This is a genomic window from Spirochaeta isovalerica (assembly GCF_014207565.1).
GTDB classification, from domain to species: Bacteria; Spirochaetota; Spirochaetia; order DSM-2461; family DSM-2461; genus Spirochaeta_F; species Spirochaeta_F isovalerica.
This window is the reverse complement of record NZ_JACHGJ010000002.1, coordinates 945,474-966,605: the sequence shown is the minus strand read 5'-3', so window position 1 is coordinate 966,605 and position 21,132 is coordinate 945,474. Positions and strand designations below refer to the sequence as shown.

The 21,132-nt window shown below is 46.6% G+C and carries 14 protein-coding genes; 11 read left to right on the top strand and 3 right to left on the bottom strand.

The window, feature by feature from the left end; all coding sequences use genetic code 11:
- The first annotated feature begins 20 nt into the window (after positions 1-20).
- From HNR50_RS09150 to HNR50_RS09100, 11 genes are all read left to right on the top strand, one after another.
- On the top strand, positions 21-332 hold the full coding sequence (locus HNR50_RS09150) for an STAS domain-containing protein (protein ID WP_184746084.1): 312 nt from the start codon (positions 21-23) through the stop codon (positions 330-332).
- Positions 329-1,057 (top strand): transporter substrate-binding domain-containing protein, encoded by a 729-nt coding sequence (locus tag HNR50_RS22720; RefSeq protein WP_184746082.1) that lies wholly within the window; start codon positions 329-331, stop codon positions 1,055-1,057. Before HNR50_RS09150 ends, HNR50_RS22720 begins: the two co-directional genes overlap by 4 nt.
- Positions 1,057-3,699, top strand: coding sequence for a PAS domain-containing hybrid sensor histidine kinase/response regulator (locus HNR50_RS09140; protein WP_184746080.1), 2,643 nt, complete (start codon positions 1,057-1,059; stop codon positions 3,697-3,699). The genes HNR50_RS22720 and HNR50_RS09140 overlap by 1 nt, the downstream gene beginning before the upstream one ends.
- A 41-nt stretch (positions 3,700-3,740) precedes the next feature.
- The gene (locus tag HNR50_RS09135) at positions 3,741-4,163 is read left to right on the top strand and encodes a bacteriohemerythrin (protein WP_184746078.1); all 423 of its coding nucleotides are present in this window, start codon (positions 3,741-3,743) and stop codon (positions 4,161-4,163) included.
- Between the two features lie 37 nt (positions 4,164-4,200).
- Positions 4,201-7,737, top strand: a complete 3,537-nt coding sequence (locus HNR50_RS09130) for a transporter substrate-binding domain-containing protein (protein ID WP_184746076.1) — start codon at positions 4,201-4,203, stop codon at positions 7,735-7,737.
- A 2-nt stretch (positions 7,738-7,739) separates the two neighbouring features.
- Positions 7,740-8,417: a cobalamin B12-binding domain-containing protein gene (locus HNR50_RS09125; protein ID WP_184746074.1), complete on the top strand. Its 678-nt coding sequence runs from the start codon at positions 7,740-7,742 to the stop codon at positions 8,415-8,417.
- Positions 8,407-9,429: a uroporphyrinogen decarboxylase family protein gene (locus tag HNR50_RS09120; RefSeq protein ID WP_184746072.1), complete on the top strand. Its 1,023-nt coding sequence runs from the start codon at positions 8,407-8,409 to the stop codon at positions 9,427-9,429. The genes HNR50_RS09125 and HNR50_RS09120 overlap by 11 nt, the downstream gene beginning before the upstream one ends.
- Entirely contained in the window at positions 9,429-10,004 is a 576-nt protein-coding gene (locus tag HNR50_RS09115) for a DUF1638 domain-containing protein (protein WP_184746070.1), read from the top strand. Before HNR50_RS09120 ends, HNR50_RS09115 begins: the two co-directional genes overlap by 1 nt.
- Entirely contained in the window at positions 10,001-12,085 is a 2,085-nt protein-coding gene (locus HNR50_RS09110; protein ID WP_184746068.1) for an ATP-binding protein, read from the top strand. Before HNR50_RS09115 ends, HNR50_RS09110 begins: the two co-directional genes overlap by 4 nt.
- 96 nt (positions 12,086-12,181) lie before the next feature.
- A complete protein-coding gene (locus HNR50_RS09105) occupies positions 12,182-15,106 on the top strand; it encodes a chemotaxis protein CheB (protein WP_184746066.1) in 2,925 nt (974 codons plus the stop codon).
- The gene (locus tag HNR50_RS09100) at positions 15,099-16,247 is read left to right on the top strand and encodes a two-component system sensor histidine kinase NtrB (protein ID WP_184746065.1); all 1,149 of its coding nucleotides are present in this window, start codon (positions 15,099-15,101) and stop codon (positions 16,245-16,247) included. Before HNR50_RS09105 ends, HNR50_RS09100 begins: the two co-directional genes overlap by 8 nt.
- Positions 16,248-16,252: 5 nt before the next feature.
- On the opposite strand, the gene HNR50_RS09095 is transcribed toward HNR50_RS09100, so the two are convergent.
- The 3 genes from HNR50_RS09095 to HNR50_RS09085 all read right to left on the bottom strand — a co-directional run bounded on the left by HNR50_RS09095 (position 16,253) and on the right by HNR50_RS09085 (position 21,079).
- Positions 16,253-16,807 (bottom strand): chemotaxis protein CheW, encoded by a 555-nt coding sequence (locus HNR50_RS09095; RefSeq protein WP_184746064.1) that lies wholly within the window; start codon positions 16,805-16,807, stop codon positions 16,253-16,255.
- A 12-nt stretch (positions 16,808-16,819) separates the two neighbouring features.
- Positions 16,820-18,883 (bottom strand): HAMP domain-containing methyl-accepting chemotaxis protein, encoded by a 2,064-nt coding sequence (locus HNR50_RS09090; protein ID WP_184746062.1) that lies wholly within the window; start codon positions 18,881-18,883, stop codon positions 16,820-16,822.
- Positions 18,884-18,979: 96 nt separating this feature from the next.
- On the bottom strand, positions 18,980-21,079 hold the full coding sequence (locus tag HNR50_RS09085; RefSeq protein ID WP_184746060.1) for a methyl-accepting chemotaxis protein: 2,100 nt from the start codon (positions 21,077-21,079) through the stop codon (positions 18,980-18,982).
- Between the last annotated feature and the right edge of the window lie 53 nt (positions 21,080-21,132).

Sequence of the window (21,132 nt, the reverse complement as noted above, 5' to 3'; positions counted from 1 at the left end):
AAAATGTGTGGAGGAGCTAAATGAGTATCAGAGAAAACAGAACGGGAGATACAGTCGAGCTTGTTGTTGACAGCCTCTCTCTTGCCGGTGATGAAGCGACAGCCTTGAAGGAAAAAGCCGTGGAATTGATTGATTCGGGACAGATTAAACTGAGCCTGAATCTGACTAAACCGGAGTATATTGACAGTTCGGGAATAGGAAAACTCCTGTTTATGAACAAAAAAATCGAAAAACTGGGCGGTGATTTCAGAATTTCTGCCATAAACAGCACGCTTTACGATTTTCTGGAGTCCCTTGCCATAACCAAAGTGATGGATATTGCATCACCGTGAGATTTTTTCTCCTTGTTTCTGCTGCCGTCCTCTGGGCTGCTTCTCTCTTTGCAGAGCCGAGACATGTTGAAGTGTATACTTACCACACCCATGCGCCCTTTATCATCGATGAAGAGCGCGGCCTGACTTACGATCTGGCCGGTTATCTGACAGAGAAGTCCAATGGAGTCTACGATTTTACGGTACTTACCATGACGCGCGCCCGTGTCGATAAAATCCTGGAGGAAAAGGTCGAAGGCATTATCCCCTGGGTCTCTCCCGATTGGTTCAGCGATGAAACGCTGTTGTGGACCCGGGGCGAACTGATGCTCGACGGCAATACAGTTATCTCATCTATGGATTTAAAACTGGATTACAGCGGCCCCGAATCAGTAAAAGGGCTACGGTTCGGCGGAGTCAGAGGACACCATTATGTCGATATAGACCCCCTTGTAGAGGCAGGGGAAATAAGGCGATTCGACAACGAAAACCATCTGAACAATTTCAGAATGATTGAAAAAGGGAGAATTGATTTTACCATAGCGCCGCTCGCGGCCTCCCGATACCTGATTAAATCAAACAATATGGAGGAGACGCTCTATTTATCGGGAGAACTCCATTCATCCTATTACAGACGTATCATCGTATCCGGCGGCGATGAAGAGCTACGCCGCTTTCTCGATACGGTACTGGCCCGGATCGATTCCGATCCCAAATGGCAGTTATATGTGAACCGGTATAAATAATGAGAACACGAACTCTCAGGCGAACCTTCTATGTAGTCATTCTGCCTATGACAGCAGTTTTGACTCTGGCCTTCTTTCTGCTGATGCAATGGTTCGAATGGAAGGACACATACAGGAATCTCAACATGAAGATGGATGTCCTGCTGAGAAAGGAGATTGAAGAGTTCGCCTACCCCCTCTGGATCGTCAATTATGAAAGAATCGAAGAAATAGGCCAGGCTTTATTCTACGACAGAGATATCGCCGGTATCAATATATACGATGAAAGCGACGCAACAGTTATCTCCATGGGCAGCACAAAAAGCTACATAAGGGAAACCATGGACTATCTCAGCGCCAGAGAGGAATCGCTCAATGAAACATTACCGGATTTTTTCCGGTATATTGCCACAGCTCTGGGGCTGAATGAAAGAGAGGAGAAATACTTCACAAGAGGAAAACAGCTTGAATATAATAGCGGTTCAAGAGCTGTTTTCGTCGGTTCAGTATATCTGACTCTTACCGATAAAAACATACAGGACGGTTTCATAAACCATTTCCGCCTTTTCATGATGCTCTTTCTCGGTATTTTCTCTCTCATATCTCTGACTGTTTCCTTCGCCTATTACCGAACAGTCCAGCTTCCTCTCAGCTCTATTCGGGCGTTTATTTACGAGAAGGAAAAGATGGGCCTCTTTGATGAAGACCTGCCGGAGGAAGAGAAAAACAACGACCTTTCTTATATCAAAAAGAGATTTGTCAGAATCTGGAACAGACAGGACGAACTGCTGAAGGAACAGCACTTCAGCAAGGAGTATTACCGCAACCTGCTGAACAGCCTTCCTCTGGGAATTGTCCTTCTCGATAGTGATAACCGCATTCTGGAATCGAATTTTTCTTTCCAGATGCTCTCCGGTTATTCCGATAGAGAAATCACCCATATGACGATGGATGATTTTACACCGGAGGATTTCCGGGAAAAAGATCAGAAATATCTGAAAGATCTGAGAAATTCGGGGATTATGAAACCCTACGAGAAAAAGATAAAGACGAGAAAAGGAAAGGAAATTCCCGTGCGGATAAACGGCTCTTCCGTAAGCCGCGGGGAAGAGTTCTGGTTTATCATCAGCATCGAGGATATTTCCGAAAGAGTGGATATAGAGGCCGAGCTGAACAGGAGTTACCAGTTTCTCGATACGGCATCCCAGATCGCCCGCGTAGGCGGATGGGAACTCGATATGGCAACCCGGAAGCTGAACTGGACACGGGAAGTGTATCGCATATACGGACTGCAGGACAGTTATGAACCCGATCTTGAATCATTCTATCTCTTTTTTAAACAGAAGTACCGGAATATTGTCAAGACAGCTATTGATAGAGCCGTAAAATCCGGTGTTCCCTTTGAAATCGAGGTCCAGCTCATGTTGGATTTTGACAAGGAAACCTGGGTTGTCGTCAAGGGGCAGCCCCGTTACCAGAACGGGAAAATAACTGCAATCCACGGGACATTACAGGATATAACGGACAGGAAAAACAACGAAAAGGAATATCACAATCTCCAGAAAGAGCTGGGCCATAAAAGCCGGCTGGACCTTATAGGGCAGCTGGCCAGCGGCGTGGCTCATGATTTCAACAACATTCTCGGAGGAATAATCAGTTCCGCCGAGATCCTCAAATTCAAAATGAAGGATAGGACCGGCGACTTTTCCAAATATATCGATATCATTATCAGCCAATCGGAAAACGCCGCCATGCTGTCAAGGCGCCTTCTGGCCCTGTCGAGGAAAGAAAATTACAATAAGAATTCTGTTAATCTCAACGGGCTGTTGAAAGATACGGTATCCCTTCTGAAAGACACACTGGACAGGAAAATCAATATTACGCTGAAAATGGAATCTGAATCTTTCGCATTTATTGATTATTCCTCCATACAGAATGCCATCATGAATATCTGTATAAATTCGAGCCACGCCATGCCCGACGGTGGTGATCTGATAATTGAAAAAACTACAGACAGCAACTCCGAAGGGATGAATTACGAGAAAATTGTAATTACTGATTCAGGAACGGGAATCGATGAGGAGCATATAGGCAGGATTTTCGAACCCTTTTTTACTACAAAAAAAGAAGGCCAGGGAACAGGGTTGGGTCTTTCGGCCGTTAAGCGGACCATAGAGGACCACGACGGAACCGTAAGCGTCACCAGCGTGGAGGGAGAAGGAACAACCATGACCCTTCTCATCCCCTCCGATCAGAAATCCATGGCAAAGGATAAAGCGGAGAAAAATGTAATTTTCGGTAAGGGACGCATACTTCTGGTAGACGACGAAACTGTAAACCGCGATACGGGAAAGGAAATCCTCGAGTCCCTGGGTTACACCGTTCTCCTCGCGGAAAACGGAGCCGATGGCGTGGAAACCTACCGGCAGAACATGGAATCCATCAATCTGACCATTCTCGATATGGTCATGCCTGTTATGGACGGCTATGAAGCTTTTGAGAAGATAAGAGAGATTAATAAGGAAGCCAGAGTCCTTATCCTGACAGGTTATGCAGACCATAAAAAGCTGGAAATCATGAAAGAAAAAGGGGTTGAGGATATTTTGAAAAAACCCTTCCAGATTCCCCAGTTGAGCCAGATTCTCGCAAAAATACTCCCGTGATTTTTTTGCATACACCGCGGGAATATTCTAGAATATAGAAGATGGGACAGAAAACCATATACGATTACAATCAGAAAATCCCCGAGTGGAATGAGAGCCTGGAAATCGGCCTGGATTCGATTGACCGGGAACACCGCTTTTTTCTCGACCTTATAAGAGAAATAGAAGTCGAAGCCTTGCGCGACAGGGAGTCGGAGTTTATCCAGCTTCACATCGATGAGCTCATTCTCTACGCCAGGTTTCACTTCTTCAGCGAAGAAATATATATGAAGAAAATCAAATATCCCGATCTGGATAAGCACAGGGAACTGCATCTTCAACTGATCGGCAAGCTCTCAGACCAGGTTACCCGGTTTCAGATGAAGGAAATCCACATCGAATCCATTGTGGAATTTCTGGTCAACTGGTTTAAGTACCACACTCTGGTGGAAGATGTGAAAATTGCCCGTTTTATTTCCTCCTGATTTGAAACAAACCGGTTGCCCTCCTAGAATATAAGATATGAAAGGAAAAAAATATTCATTATTCCTGCTCCTCATGACATTAGCCCTCTTAACGACTCTCCACGGTTTGGAAGCTCCCGTACTGATGGGAGCCGAAACAGGATACCCGCCTTTTTCCTTTCTCAACGAAGAAAATGAAATTACAGGCTTTTCAGTCGAACTGGCCGGAAGCATTCTCAATAAAATGAATGTTTCCTACCGCATTCATGTCGACAAGTGGGCTGTTTTGAAGGATCTCCTTCAGGAAGGAGCTGTCGACCTGCTGCCTCTGGTTGCAAGAGCGCCCGAAAGGGAAGGCTATTTCGATTTCACCTTTCCCTATATGGAGCTTCACGGCACTCTTTTTTTTCATGAGAATTCCCCACTTCTCTCCAGTCTCGAAGATTTGAAAGGAAGTAAAATAGCCGTAATGCAAAGCGATACGGCAGATGAATATATATCCGCACGGGTGGATGAAAGAGACATTGTCCGTACTGAGACTTTTAATGAAGCCATGCTTCTTCTTTCGGAAAAAAAAGTCGACGCCGTAGCAGCCCAGCGGCTTATGGGTCTGGAAACAATAAAGGAACTGGGAATTGAGAATATCCGGCCGGCCCTTGCTGATCTGCCGGGATTTAACCAGAGTTTCTCCCTCGCGGTAAAGGAGGGCGACAGCGAGCTGCTGGCGACACTGAACGAAGGACTCTCCCTGGTCATCGCCGACGGGACCTTCGACAGGCTCCAATTCGAGTGGTTTTCTCCTCTCGGAGCCTACAGAAGCACCCAGAAAAAAATCAGGATCGGCGGAGACAGCGATTACCCCCCCTATGAATTCCTCGATGAAAACGGCGAACCGGCCGGATTTAACGTAGACTTGACAAAAGCCATTGCCCAATACATGGATCTCGATGTGGAGATAATACTGGCTCCCTGGACGGTCACCTACAACCGCTTGATAAACGGGGAAATAGATATGGTTCAGGGACTCTTCTACTCGCCGGAACGGGACCTGACAATGGCTTTTACCCAGGCCCATTCTTCAGTAAATCACGTGGCGATAACCAGAGTGGAGGATAGTCCGATCAACAGTTTTGAGGATCTGGAAGGGAAAAGAATTCTGGTTCTGAAAAATGACATTACCCATGAAATGCTGAAGGGAAAGGGTCTGGAAAAGCAGTTGATCCCCGTAGATTCCTTCTCATCGGTTCTGATAAAACTGGCCAGCGGAGAGGGGGATTGCGCCATTGCGGCCCAGAGCCCCGCTGACTATTGGATCAGAAAACTGAAAATTACCAATTTGACAATGGGTCAGTATTCTTTTATCAGCGCCCAGTACAACTACGGCGCTCTTGAAGAAAAGAGCGAATATCTCAATCCCTTCAAAGAGGGACTCTCTCTGTTGAAAGCCAATGGGGAATACAGAAAGATCGACTTAAAGTGGCTCGGAATCGAAGATGAAGAAAGATCTTTTAAATTTCTGAATCTTTTCATTCTCTCCATTTTTATTCTTGCGATAATGATCCTGCTTCTGTTTTACAACAGACGTCTGAAAAAATTGAAAATGAAAAAAGATGTCAGTGAAGATATACAGCTCTGTACCGTTCTTCAGCAGATTGATTCTTTTCTCTGGATTTTGAATATAAAGGGAACCATTATAAAAACCAACGAATCGTTCCGTCTGATGTTCGAAGAGGGTTTTGATAAAGATGAAGAAAAAAGCATCAAGGATGGCCCCTGGTCGGATTATTTCTCCTTTATTCCCTTAAACCACTATGGATTGATCAATCTCAAACAAATGGAAAACTCTTTTGAACACCGCTATCTAGACGGAAAAGGAACCCTTCACAGAGCCCACACGGAAATTTCCATTTATAAAGACAGGAATAGTGGCTCTAACCTTCTTGTCGGTTTATCTACCGATGCATCAAAAAGTAAATCGAAAGGCAGCCTCATTTCCGGGGAAGAGGTTATACAGGACAGAGAATTTCAGGGCGGTTTCGAATTGGAGGGAAACGACAGGCATATGGTCAATCTCGAAAAAGCCATAGATCAAAGCCCGCTGTCCATAGTCATTACCGATTTCGATGGAAACATTTTATTCATTAATAAAAAAACCTGTGAAATCTCCGGATACGGCCCCGAAGAGCTGCTGGGAGAAAACGCCCGGATTTTCAGAAGCGGGCTGATGGATTCCACGGTCTACAAAGACCTTTGGGATACGATAAAAGAGGGGCGGGACTGGAACGGAAAACTCCAGAACAGAAAAAAATCCGGCGAATTGTACTGGGAGCAGGTCATTATTTCACCGGTGAAGGGTCCCGATGATAAAATAGAGACATTCATAGCCTCCAAGGAAGATATAAGCGAACTTGTGGAAAGGGAAAGCGAGAATGTGCTGCTTGAAAAAAGATTGCGCCAGAAAAGCCAGCTCGATATTATCGGAGAAATAGCCGGCGGAATAGCCCATGATTACAATAATATGCTGAACGGAATTCTCAATTCTGTTTATCTTCTGAAGAACATCCGGGACAAAGATGAGGAAAAAGCCGAAGCTTATCTCAACATAATCACCCAGGCGGCGGAACGGGCTATCGGACTTTCGGAGCAACTGAAGTCTTTCGGACATAAGGAAGATCTCCTTTTTGAAAAACTCAACCTCCATTTTATAATTGCAGAAACAGCCGATGTCCTTAAAGAATCTCTCAAAGAGAATATATCTCTTTCCATGGATCTATCAGCCCGTAACTTTCTCATATCCGGCAATTCGTCGGAAATACACAACTGTATCATGAATATCTGTGAAAACGCGGTTCAGTCAATGGAAAGCGGCGGGGATCTGATAATCCGGACTAGAGATACCAGAATCGAACGGTCCGGAGAAATCAATTCTTTTAAAGTGGAAAAAGGGACCTACTGTACGCTTGAAATCGAAGATAAGGGATGCGGAATCCCTGCGGAGAATATAGAAAGAATTTTTGAACCGTTTTTTACGACCAGGGAACCGGGAAAAGGCAGCGGTCTCGGGCTGGCAGCCGTATACGGAACCATGCTCCACCATAACGGCTATGTGGAAGTCCGGTCGGAAGAAAACAAGGGCACCATATTCGGCCTTTCCTTCAAAATTACAGGAGACATTGAAATGGAAGACAATAAGGATGGGAATGAAACAGGAGATTACGAAATGAAGGGAGCATCGAAAAGGATTCTCGTTGTTGATGATGAACAGATGAACCGGATAGTTCTTCCGGACCTTCTCGAGTCGATGGGATACGACTCCCTTGTAGCAGCCGACGGATATGAAGCCCTGGAAATCTACCAAAGAGAAAAAGATAGTATAGACCTGATTATCCTCGATTTCATGATGCCTGAACTCAACGGCAAGGAAACCTTTCTGAAACTGCTGGAAATAGACAGCGATGTACAGGTTATCGTAGCCTCAGGCTTTTCGGAAAATGAGGATATTGAGCAGATGAAAGAGAAGGGACTGGCGGGAGTCCTCCGCAAACCCTATAGAACCACAGACCTGGAGCGGGTTTTAAAAGAGCTGGAGAATTAATAATGGACCGGACGGAACTGGTTCTCGAAGATTATTTCAATGCCATTTTCGATACGGACCGCGATGAGGCCATAGCCGTAATCGATTCAGCTCTGGAGAGCGGAATGGCTCCGCAATCCATTATATTCGATATCATTATCCCCTCCATCTCGCGGATGGAAAGGGAATTGGTGGATAAGGAGAATTCCACACTGGCGCAGCACTACATATGCTCCAAGGTGTCATCGGAGATTACCGACAGGCTGATTCCCCTGCTTCCCGATTCCCCTATATCCCGGGGGACAATCGTTCTGGGTACGGCCCGGGGCGATTACCACGGTCTGGGCAAGAAAATTGTAGGCTCCATTCTCAATAGCAATATGTTCAAGGTCATTGATATAGGAATCAATGTCCGTCCGGAGCTCTTTGTAAGAGCAGCACTGGAAAACAACGCTTCTGTTATCGGAATCTCCTCCATGATGGTTCACACATCACGGGGGATAAACGGCCCCCGCGGCGTGAGAAAGATACTGAAAGAAAAAGGGTTGGAAAAACAGATCAAGATAATAGTCGGCGGAGCGCCTTATCTTTTCGACAGGAACCTGTACCTCGAAACCGAAGCCGATGCCTGGTCTCCGACAGCCATTGAAGCGGTTGATGAAATAAACCGCCTTCTGAAGGAGATAGACCATGACGCCTAAAGAAAGGTTCGGCTGTCTGATGTCCGGCAAGCTGCCGGACCGGGTCCCGGTTATCTGCAACCTTTTCGAACAGGGCGCCGCAGAACTGGGAATGCCCCTGAAAGAGTATTACAGCCGCGGGGAATTCGTGGCTGAAGGTCAGTTGAAACTGGCGGAAAAATTCGGCTACGATAATCTATGGGCTTTTCACCATACGGCGATTGATGCGGAGATGCTCGGATCCCGGTATACCGCTTATTCCGAAGAGGGACCGCCCAATGTGGGAGACCTTGTTCTCCACAGCGAAAGCGATATCTACAAACTTAAGGTGACGGAAGATATTCTGGACACTAAAGCCCACCACGAAGTGGCAAAAACCTTGAAAATACTGAAAGAGGAAAAGGGTGACTCCTATCCGGTGCTTGGCGCTGTCGTCGGCTCCTACTCCATGCCGGCCATTCTCATCGGAATGGAAAGATGGATGGAACTCCTCTACTTTTCTTCCGATAAAGCCGCGCGCACGCTTATGGAGAAGTGTTCCGAGTTCTGCAGGATAAAAACAAAGGCATTAATCGACGAAGGTGCCGATATGATCGTGTATATGAACCCTCTCGCGTCAGCATCGTTTATCTCTGTCAATAAGTTCAGAAGCGACGCTCTGGAGTGGATAAAACGGGATTCGGAGGGGACTGGATCAAACATGGTGTATTTTAACGGAGGCGGGCAGATTAATCCGATGATTACACCGCTTCTGGAAGAAACAGATTTTCCCTTTATATATATCAATCCTCTCGATGATGCGGCCGAAGCCAAGTCACTTATCGACGGAAAGAGAAATCTCGTTGGTACGATAAACGATATTAAACTGATCTCTCAAAACAGCGAGGAGATCATCGATGAAGTGGACCGCATTGTGAAAGCAGGAAAACCCGGAGGCGGTTTCGCCTTCGGAACACTCGTCATGCCCATGGCCATAAAAGAGGAGAAAATCAAGCTTATGATAAACCGGGTGAAAGAAACAGGCCGTTACTGATGGAAATCGTCAGCTGCGGGATTCTGAAAAAAGAGATTCAGCATCTCGTCCGCAAAAACCGCTGGACCTTCAGGGAACGTTATCTCGATTCGTCCCTTCACATCGATTTCAATAAGCTGGAAAACGCCCTGGATGCAACCCTGACCAAAGTCGAAGCCTCCCCGCCCCTTCTTGTATATGGAACCTGCCACCCCCTTATGGATGAGATCTGCAGACGATACGGAGCGGTGAGAACAGAGGGCCAGAATTGCGTGGAAATACTATTGGGAAAAGATATTTTCCAAAGGGAACTGAAGCGGGGAGCCTTCTTTCTGCTGGAGGACTGGGCTCGCAGCTGGGACAGAATCATCCCCGCAACAATGGGCAGCAAAAAATCCATCCAAAAGGAAATTTTCAGGGACTCGCACAAATACTTTCTCGCACTGAGAACCCCCTGCAGCGATGATTTCAAAAACGAAGCGGAACAGATAAGCCGGGAAATGGGACTGCCTCTCCACTGGCGTGATGCTGATTTGAAAAACCTGGAAAATGTTCTTAAAAAAACTATGTCATCTTTCGGGAGCATGCAGCCGTGAACCAGGAGGATCTGGAAAAGAAAATTAAAAGCCTCGAATCCCGCAACAGAAAGCTGGCGAGACTGAAATCCCACTATCAGATGGAATCGGAGATTATCGCGGCCATGGCCGCCGCTGCCGGTCTTGAAGAGCTTGTAAAGATTGCCGCTGAAGCGATTATGAATGCTCTGGGAGGTTCCAACGTCCAGATCTATTATGAAAAGGAAGCGGAATGGTACTACGCCGATTTGACAACTGATCCCGTGGTTATTGACAGAATTGATAATGAAGATGTCCTGAAAGCCATTTATACCGGGGAAGTCTCGAACTATAAGGATAGAGGAAACGAAGAGATGGCCAAACTGCTGAATTATGTCCATCCTCTTGTCATCAATGATCAGGTGATCGGCGTGGTCGTCCTGGAAGGTGTTCTGGGTTTTTTTGAGCAGAATCTTACCGAAGAAATCAGCAATATTATAAGTTTTTTCACACTGGCTCTGAAGAATGAAATCAATTCCGCCAACCTGATGCTCCATGCCTATGAAACGCTCACAAAGAAGAGCAAGGAACTGGAGAAGCAGATTGAGGAGAAAACGAAAGAGCAGATTAAATTCAGGAATACCATCAACGCGTCATTCGACGGGTTCTGGATTGTCAATGAGAATAGTGAATTTCTCTATATAAATGATGCCTACTGCGATCTGACCGGTTACTCCCGGGAAGAGCTTATCGGCAGATCTATTGCTTATATCGAAGCCGTTGATAGCGAAGAAGTAATAAAAAAACGCACACAAATTGTAATAGAAGAAGGACAGGACCGCTTTGAAACCCGGCACAGATGCAAAGACGGCTCCCTTGTAGAGGTGGAAGTCAATATAAACAAAAGTGTCGAAGACGACGATCTTTACGTTTTTATCCGGGATTTAACGGAAAGGAAAAGACTGGAGGAGCAGCGGAACCAGGTTTCGAAAATGGAATCCATCGGCCGGCTGGCCGGCGGGGTAGCTCATGACCTGAACAACATGCTGACTCCGATACTGGCTTATGGAGATCTTCTCGCACAAAATCAGACAGATGAAAAAAACCGGAAAAGAGCTGAAATGATTCTGAAAGCGGGAATCAGCGCCCGGGAGATAATTCAGCAGCTGCTGGCCTTCAGCCGGAAACAGGACCTTTCCTATAAAGTCCGGGACCTCAACACGATTATCCAGAACTTCAGTATCCTCCTCTACCGGACTCTCCGGGAGGATATGACATTTACTTTGAATCTTTGTTCTGAAGAACTGCCTGTTTACGCCGACAGCAGCCAGATAGAACAGGTCATAATGAATCTCGTGGTCAATGCCAGGGATTCCATAGAAGGACCGGAGGGGAAAATCCTTATCAGTTCTTCTCTGGTGGTTCCCGGCGACTTATCAGATGCGGATCTGAAGTATATGCCTCCCGGGCCATATGCAAAAATATCAGTCAGAGATAACGGCTGCGGTATGGATCCCCTAATACTCAAAGATATTTTCGAGCCTTTTTTCACTACGAAAGGCGAAATGGGAACAGGACTGGGCCTGGCAACAGTCTACGGTATTATCGAACAGCACAAAGGCAGGATTATCGTAGAAAGTAATCCGGGAAAGGGAACGGAATTCATAATCTTTCTACCGATTATAAAAGAGGAAATCACAGCTCAACCGGAGAGAGAGCCGCTTCCGGAAGTATTGATTAAAGATTGTAGAATTCTTATCATCGAAGACTCAGAGGACATAAGAAACACGGTCGGAGATATGCTGAAGCAGAAGGGAATCGGAATCTTTATAGCCTCCGATGCAGATCATGCCATTGAAGTGATGAAACTTCATGGAGAAATCAACCTCATTTTAAGCGATATCGTTATGCCCGGTATGAACGGTACGGAGCTTTATGAAAAATTGAGAATGATAAAAGATGATTTGAGAGTTATCTTTATGTCGGGATATTCCAATGAAATCCTTAATGAATACAAAATTGATGAAAAATCCGGTTCCTTTATTCAAAAGCCTTTTACGGCTGAACAGCTTTTAATGAAAATCGGTGAACTTTTCGGGACCGATCCGATTGAAATCTATTAATCGGGGGTTTGTTTCTTCTCCCTCGATATAAGATAATTGAAAAAGGAGACTAAAACAATCCGGATAGCGAATCAGGATATGAGGTCGTCATAAGTAATGAGTACAAATAAGAACACCGCCAATAAAGAATCCCCCGTTTCCAGCTTTCCAGTAGTCGGAATCGGCGCTTCGGCGGGAGGTCTTGAAGCCCTGGAAGACTTTTTCAGGAATATGCCTTCCCGTCCGGGAGCCGCATTTGTTGTCATACAACACCTCTCTCCCGACTATAAAAGCATGATGAATGAGCTTCTGGCCCGTTTTACGTCCATGCCGATCCACCTGGTAGAAGACGGCATGGCTGTTGAAGTGAATAACGTATATCTCATTCCGCCCCGGAAAAATATGACAATCTATCAGGGAACCCTGCTGCTGAACGACCCTCTGCCGGGAAAAGTCCTGAATCTTCCCATTGACATATTCCTCCGGTCTCTGGCCAAAGACCAGGAAAAAAATGCCATCGCGGTTATTTTATCGGGAACCGGCTCCGACGGAACATTGGGCATTAGAGCGATTAAAGAAGCCGGCGGCATCTCCATGGCGCAGGATACGAGGACAGCTAAATTTGACGGGATGCCGCGCAGTTCCATCTCCTCGGGAATGGTGGATTTCGTCCTGTCCCCACCGAGGCTGGCTGATGAACTGGTTAACTACTGCAGACACCCGCTGACAATCAATTCCCGGAAAATGGAGCAGATTTCCAATGAGAACGAAACGGAACTGTCCAAGATCATTTCCATTATCCGCGAAACAACCGGTGTGGATTTCGGCCATTACAAACCGAATACGGTCCTCAGAAGGCTGGAAAAGAGAATCAGCCTCAACCGGTTTAACAGCATCAGCGAATACCTTAACTTCCTTATGTACAATGAAAGGGAAATAAAAACCCTTTTCAATGAACTGCTTATCGGCGTGACCCGGTTTTTCCGGGATGAAAGCTATTTTGAGACTCTATCCCGGACAGTCATCCCCCGCCTCTTCGAAAGCATTCCCATAGAAAAGGACCTGAGGGTCTGGGTCGCCGGCTGTTCCACCGGAGAAGAAGTCTACAGCCTGGCGATTCTCCTCTTCGACCATATGGAAAAAAGCCGCACTTTCAGGAATATAAAAATATTCGCTACTGATATCGATACGGAAGCGCTGAGTTTCGCCGGTGCCGGATTCTATCCGGAGAACATTGTGAGCGACGTTCCCCTTCCCTTCCTGGAAAAGTACTTTACCAGACAGAACGGGGGCTACCTGATTTCTGACAGCATACGGAGCGTTATCGTATTTGCCAGACAGGACCTTATCAACGATCCCCCTTTTACAAAGATCGATTTTATAACCTGCCGTAACCTTCTCATCTATCTGGAAACTCCGGCGCAGCAGAGAGTTCTCTCCTATTTCTACATGTCTCTCAATGATCCGGGATTTCTCTTTCTGGGCAACAGCGAATCCATCGGCAACCTTTCAGAGGGATTCGATTGCCTCGATAGCAAAGCCAAAATATATCAGTACAAAAAGGGCTTCAGGCTCTCTTCGGTCAACGAATTGCTGAAAAGAGAACCGATCATCACCAACAGGGGAATGGGTTCTCTCGGAACCCGTAGCAGAATGCGGCAGACGGAAAGAGAGTCTCTCGACAATATCTTCACGGAGCTGCTATCCGGTTATATCCCCCCCTCGGTCCTGGTCGATTCCCGTTACGAACTGCTCCATATTTTTCATAACGTAAACAATTATCTGCAGTTCCCCGTTGGAAAGGCCAGCTTCAATATACTGAAAATGATGTCGAAAGAAATGGGCGCCATTGTCAGCAGCCTCCTGAGGAGGGCGGACAAAACAAAGAATCCGGTTGTGATGGACCATATCACCCTTGAGGAGCTGTCGGGGAACAGCCTTTCGATCTCCTGCCGGAAATTATCCGTAACAAACAGACCGGAAAATTATTTCCTTATCAGCTTCACTGAAGAAGAGAAGCTTCCCAAGTCGGATTCCGTTGTTGTTGTGGAAAATTTTAATTATCCGAATCACTACACAGATCAGATCGAAGAGCTGGAAAAAGAGTTGAGCCTGAAGAGCGAAAGCCTCCAGGCCACGGTTGAGGAGCTGGAAACTTCCAATGAAGAGCTCCAGTCATCCAACGAAGAGCTGCTGGCTTCCAATGAAGAACTGCAGAGCACCAACGAAGAGCTGCAGTCTGTTAATGAAGAACTCTACACGGTCAATGCCGAACACATAAAGAAAATCGAAGAGCTCAGCGAGATGACCGCCGATCTGGAAAATCTTCTGAAAAACACCAAGATAGGCGTTCTCTTTCTGGACAGGGATTTGAAGTTGCGAAAAATAAACAGCATAGCATCAGAGATAACCCATATCCAGCCAAGCGACCGGCAGCGCTACATCGGGCACTTTGCTCTCGAGCAGTTTCATAAGGGCTTTTTAAATCTTTGCCAGACGGTCCTGAAGACTCTGAAAGAATACGAAGAAGAGTTTTACTTCCAGCAGAAATGGTTGCTTCTGAAAGTAACCCCCTACAGGACCAACGTAAACGCAGTGGATGGATTGATAATTCTTTTTATTGATGTAACGACAAGGAAATTAGCCGAAGAGAGACGAAGCCTTCTTTTCCAGACGATGAACCAGGGCATTGTTTTTCAGGATGAAGAGGGGCGGATAATCGACGCCAACCACACAGCCATAGATCTTCTGGGGCTCTCTCTGGATCAGTTAAAAGGCGTGACATCAATGGATCCGGCATGGAAAGCCATTAAAAGTGACGGAAGCGATTTTCCGGGAGATGAACACCCGGCCATGAAGGCATTGAAAGAAAACCGCATTGTGAAAGACTCTTATATGGGCGTTTTCAATCCTGTCAGGAATGCCCGGCTGTGGTTGAAGATTCAGGCCATACCGCTCTACAGAGAAAATGCTGACAAACCCTATCAGGTTTACACCATTTTCGAAGAAGTGGATGAGAAGGAAGTGAAAGATCATGAATGAAAAGGAACTGCTGGAAGAACTGAACATTCACCAGATAGAGCTGGAACAGCAGAACCTTGAGCTGCTGGCGTCGCAGCAGGAACTGGAAAAATCCAACGCCCGATACAGAGATCTTTTTAATACGGCTCCCGTCGGTTATCTTATCTGTGACAGCCAGGGGACGATTCATGATATAAACCAGACAGCTGCGCGGATGTTCGGCCTCCCGTACAGCGATATTATCAATAAAAATATAACGCTTTTGATATGGCCCGATGATCAGGACGAATATTACCTGTTAAACCAGAGCTCTTCAACTGGAGATTCTTCAACCATTCAGTCCCTATCCCTGAGAATGAAAAAAGCTGATGAGACATATTTCCATGCCCATCTCAACTTCTTTTCAGAACCATCGGGAGACAGACGCATCGCTGTCAGCGATATCAGCCCTTTGAAACAGGCGGAGGAAGCTCTGATCACCAGTCAGCGAATGGCCGCCGTTATAGATTTCGCCGGAAACGCATCCCATGATCTGAGCAATTCCCTTCAGGGTATTATGAATTACATTGAGCTGGCTTCCCTTAAAGCAAGAAATGAATCCCCTTCCCATAGGGGGAGCAATTATTACGAAGCCATTCAGACTATTGTAGAAAAAATGACGGAAAGAATCAGGGAGCTTCAGAACCTGTCCAGGGGCTTCCATGGCGAAAGCGAGAAGTCGGAGCTCGACCTCTCTGCGATGCTTTCGTCTCTATGGGAATCCTATGGCAGGACTATCTCTCCACATATCGAAAAAATCGGTAAAATCGAGGACAATCTCCTTGTTTCGGGACATGAAGAAGACCTGAAGCAGGTCGTATTGCTGTTATTGAAAAACGGAGAGAATTCCATAAAGGGAGCCGGATCTCTGACGCTCAAGGCCTACAGAGAGGACCAGTGGATTGTCGTTGCTGTAAAAAATACCGGCGAAGGCATGGATAAGGAAACAGCAAGACGTATCTTTGAGCCGTTCTTTTCAACCGGAGGTTATAAAACGGGACTGAATTATGGTCTGACCGGCGTATACTCCATAATTGAAGAACACGGCGGCAAAATAAAAGTGATCTACACGGAAAAAGGAAAGGGAACCGTTATTGAAATCCGGCTCCCTTATCTCAACTGATTCATTTACAAAACAGCCGAATCGAGAACGGCCTGTTCATTTTCCGAAAAGAAATCGGACAGATTTATTATGATAATCATTCTGTTTCCTATCTTTCCGATTTTCTCAATATAACGGGCATCAACAGCTTTGCTGAACTCCGGCTTTTCGCTCAGATTCTCCGCCGTAATGCTGACGACATCTGAAACGGCATCGACTATGAAACCGACTGTTCGATGATTGTCTCTTCCCGTCTGGGCGATAATAACGATTGTGCTGTTGTCCAGCTCTCTGGTTTCCAGTTTGAACTTGCTTCTCAGCTCATAGAGAGGAATAATGCTTCCCCGCAGGTTTATAATTCCCGGAATGTATTCCGGTACACCGGGAATTCTTGTCAGATTGGGAAGGGAAATAATTTCCTGAACGGCCAGTATGGGAACTCCGTATTCCTCATCCTCAACGGAAAAGACGACGAACTGGTTGGAGATATCCATGTTAAGCTGGGAAACAAGCAGATCCTCTTCTTCATCTTCCAGAGTCATGATTGTTTCCCTGTTGTCATCTCTTCTATCTTCTTTCATGGTTTTATCTCCTTAAAATTCCGCGAAGTCCGATTCATCGGCCAGCGATGAGAATGTTTCATAAGCATCTGAACCTTCTCCGGATTTACCTCCATCCGATGATCTGTCATCAACGAGGGTCACGCCTGTCGATCCGGGAGCTTCTATGGATTTAACCTTTACCTCAGACGAGTCTCTTCCCTTCCTCAGTTTTTTAATATCCACAGTGCTCTTTCTATCCAGTTTAAAGAACTGCATGGTGGAGAACAGCTCCTGCGCCTGGGAAGACAGTTCCTCGGTCGAAGAAGCGGCTTCTTCAACCAGCGCCGCGTTCTTCTGGGTGTTTTCATCGAGGCTGGCCAGAGTTTTATCAATCTGGTCCACACTGGAAAGCTGTTCCTGTGATGCGGCTGATATTTCTCCGACTAACGCTGTCACTTTCTTGACCGAAGCGGTGATCTCATTGAGCATTTCGCCCGCTCTATTGGCAATATCCACCCCTTCTTCCACTTTCCTGTTACTGGTCTTGATAATGTCGGCGATTTCCGAGGCAGCCTTATCAGATCGTTTGGCCAGTTTTCTGACCTCCACGGCCACAACGGCGAAACCTTTCCCCTGTTCGCCGGCCCGGGCCGCTTCAATGGAAGCGTTGAGGGCCAGAAGATTCGTCTGGAAGGCGATATTGTTTATAACTTCTATGATATCGGCGATACGGGTACTGAACACGCTTATTTCATCCATGGCCGTGACCATAGTCTGCACAGCCAGGGCGCCGTCTCCCGATTTCTCAAGAGCATCGCGGGAGAGCTGATCGGCCGAGCCCGTATTGTCCGCATTGGATCGGATAGAGGAGTTCATCTCCTCAATTGCCGAAGATGTCTCCTCAAGGGCGGTCGCCTGCTGTTCCGTCCTGGTAGACAGATCCTGGTTGCCCGAAGCGAGCTGACCGCTGGCCGAGGCGATCTGCTCCGCACCGGAGAGGGAGAGATCGACGATCTCCGTCAGTTTCCCCATCATCTGCACCATGGAAGCGTAGACACCGATCGCTCCTTCTTTATTAACGGAACCGTCATTGCGGAGGTCTCCGCGGGCGATCTTCTCGGCTATGGTCTGAATTTCCGCCGGGTCTCCCCCGAGCTGTTTCAGAACGCTGGAAATAGTCATGAGAGCTATGACGACGCCGGCCGCTGTAGCGACAGCCAGAATGATCCATATCATAATATTGGCTCTATCGTTTGAAGCCTGTAGCTGAGGTCCCAGAGCGTCTTGGTCAGCCTTGATGGACAGCTTGACATCTTCAACCCATTGGGCGATTTCGGGTCCATGGACATCGAGGGTGTTATGCTGCAGATCATTCCGGCTGAAGACAACTTTGGTAAGCTCTACAAATTTTTCTTCATAGGTAATTTTGTCTTCCATGACTCTTGACAAATGCATTCGCCGGTCGGCATTCTGTAATTCATTATTCAGTATGTCAAGGCTATCATCCATAAGGTCGAACTCCTGATGGAAGCGGTCCACATGGGCCTGCAGATTATTATCGAGGAATTTAACCACATAGAGACGTCCGAGAAGCAGATGTCTCAGGGCCATAGCAGCGTTGTAGGAAGCCATCATATCGCCGTCTCTTTCTGCTGTTACCAGGATTTCCGTCAGATCCTGCTCCATGACCGGCCCGATAATATCGAGGTTTTTGGAGACAAGATCCTGCCTCTGTGCCTGGTAATCAACTATTTTTTGAAAAGCCTGTTCATATTCCAGAACCGTGTTATCAACATTATCGATAAGGGCGGCCCGTTCCGGTTTCTGGATCTCCGTCTGAGACTGTTCCAGAAAACCGTTCATCAGCTCGAGATATTCATCATACTGTTTTTTGTCCTCTTCGCTTCCGGTAATCTCGAAATCCTTGACATTCATACGGACCATAAGCATATTGGCCTGGAGCTGACCGGCCAGGTTGGTATCGCGAGCCAGTCCCCGGTATTCTTCAAACCCGCCGGAGGCCGTGCTGATCTGCAGCAATGAGATGACACCGATTGTAACGAGCAGGGCAATTACAATCCCGAATCCCAGAACTATCTTCGTTCTCAGTTTCATCTGAAAAACTCCTTCTTTTCTGTTTAAAAAACCAACATTTTAAATTATGGAAGCTCACTTTTAAAATGTCAAAATACCGCACAGATCAGATTGGCATCACGTCCTGTTTTTCTTAATGGTGAAGAAATTGATATTGCTGTTCAGCTCCTGGGCCTGGGAAGACAATTCTTCCGTGGAAGAAGCCGCTTCTTCCACGAGAGCAGCGTTTTTCTGAGTGTTTTCATCGAGGTTTGTTATGGTCTTATCAATTTCGTCAACACTGGATAGCTGCTCCTGCGATGCTGCGGAAATTTCACCGACAAGGGCGGTCACTTTCCTGACCGACTGATCGATTTCCTTAAGCATTTCACCGGCTTTTCTGGCGATTTCCACACCTTCCTCCACTTTCCGGCTGCTTGTTTTTATGATTTCTGCGATTTCGCTGGAGGCTTTATCGGAACGCTGAGCCAGTTTCCGCACTTCGACTGCCACGACGGCAAATCCCTTACCGTCCTCTCCCGCACGGGCAGCCTCAATGGAGGCATTCAAAGCCAGAAGGTTTGTCTGAAAGGCGATATTTGTAATTATATCGATAGTATCTGCAATGGACAGGCTCGACGCATTTATCTCATCCATGGAATCCATCATGGAATTGACAGCGGTTTTTCCTTCCTCAGTTTTCCTGAGAGCTTCCTGCGCCAGTTTTTCCGCCGATACGGTATTGTCCGCATTGGACCGGATAGAGGATATCATCTCCTCGATAGCAGAGGATGTTTCCTCCAGAGCCGAGGCCTGCTGTTCCGTTCTGTTGGAGAGGTCCTGATTTCCCTCCGCGAGCTGCTCGCTGGCCGTGGCGATCTGTTGCGAACCGGACAGTACGACGCTGACTATGTCCTGGAGCTTTTCGACAAGATCATTGACTCTCCGTGTCATATCCCCTATTTCATCGCTTCTCTGCTGAACCTTCTTATCCACTTCCTGAGTCAGATCTCCCGTGGACAGAACGGACATAACCTGCGAAACATATTTTACAGGCGTGGAGATTGTGCGGCTGAACAGGATGGAGATGATAGTGGAGAGAATAAGAATAACTATGGACACTATTGATATTATCCTGAGCAGAGTCGAAGTCCCCTGGAAAACTTCGTCGGAATCCATCTCCGTTATCAGGGCGACATCATATTCGCCGACTTTCAGCATATGATTATGGGCCAGAACCTTTGTCCCCTGTTCATTGAGGTATTCATTGGTCAGGCATATTCCTGTGCCCCGTCTCAGCTCATTACGGTTCATATGAGGCGAGATACCTTCCGATCCGTTGACATTCGACTCAAGGGCAGTCAAACGGCCCAGCCGGTCTGAAGTCAGAACCAGATATTCGTCTCCCTCGTTCTGAACCATATAAGAAAGGCCTGATTCGCCCATACCTGTTGCATCGTTGAGAAGATCTTCGATTCTGACCGTATCGATGTCGAAAATGAGAATGGAAGAAAAACGCTCTTCCACGGGAGAGTTCATCTTCAATTGTTCCGTAGTCAGGCCGTATCTTCCGATCCCATGAGACATGTGAATAGAGGAATGATTGAGTTCGCTGCAGTGTTCAAAGGATGAGGAATAGAGAAAAGGACACCCCGTTTCTTCCGCAGTCACCCCCTGTTTGTTCAGCTCCATCAGGTCCAGGGCCCCGGTAAACATACTCCTGTTACTGGTATTTCCCGAATAATTACCCGAGCTGATGAGCTGATCTCCCTCAGTAAAAATGACCTCGCCATTTCTATTCTTTATATCCCATGCCGCGACAAGTTTTATTTCAGCAAAGACGCCCAGCTCTTTGTTATTTTTCAGCAGATATTGTTTAACAAACCTGTAGTTTTCTGATATCTGCTCCAGAATATCTCTTTTCTGCTCAACAGTCAGATTCGGATCAATGCCGGATAACCGGGCATCCTCTATGGTCCGGTCGATATTGAATTTCAGATTATCGAGCCCGGTCATGACATGGGCTTCGCTGAAACGCATCTCCAGAAATTCTTCAACTTTCTGAGTTTTCAATTCGGAAACGGCAGCCAGCTTTTCCGTAGCTTCGACCCTGATGGATTTTGAACCGCTGAAATAGGAAATAAAAGCCAGCGAAACAGAAATGGTCAAGGCGAGCAGCGCAAAAGCGAGCATGAGTTTACCGCCGACACTTTTAAAAGACAGTCCCGATTTAGCCATATAGAGCCCTCCGGATATAGTTTTTACCAAATAATAAAAATAATGAAAGGAAA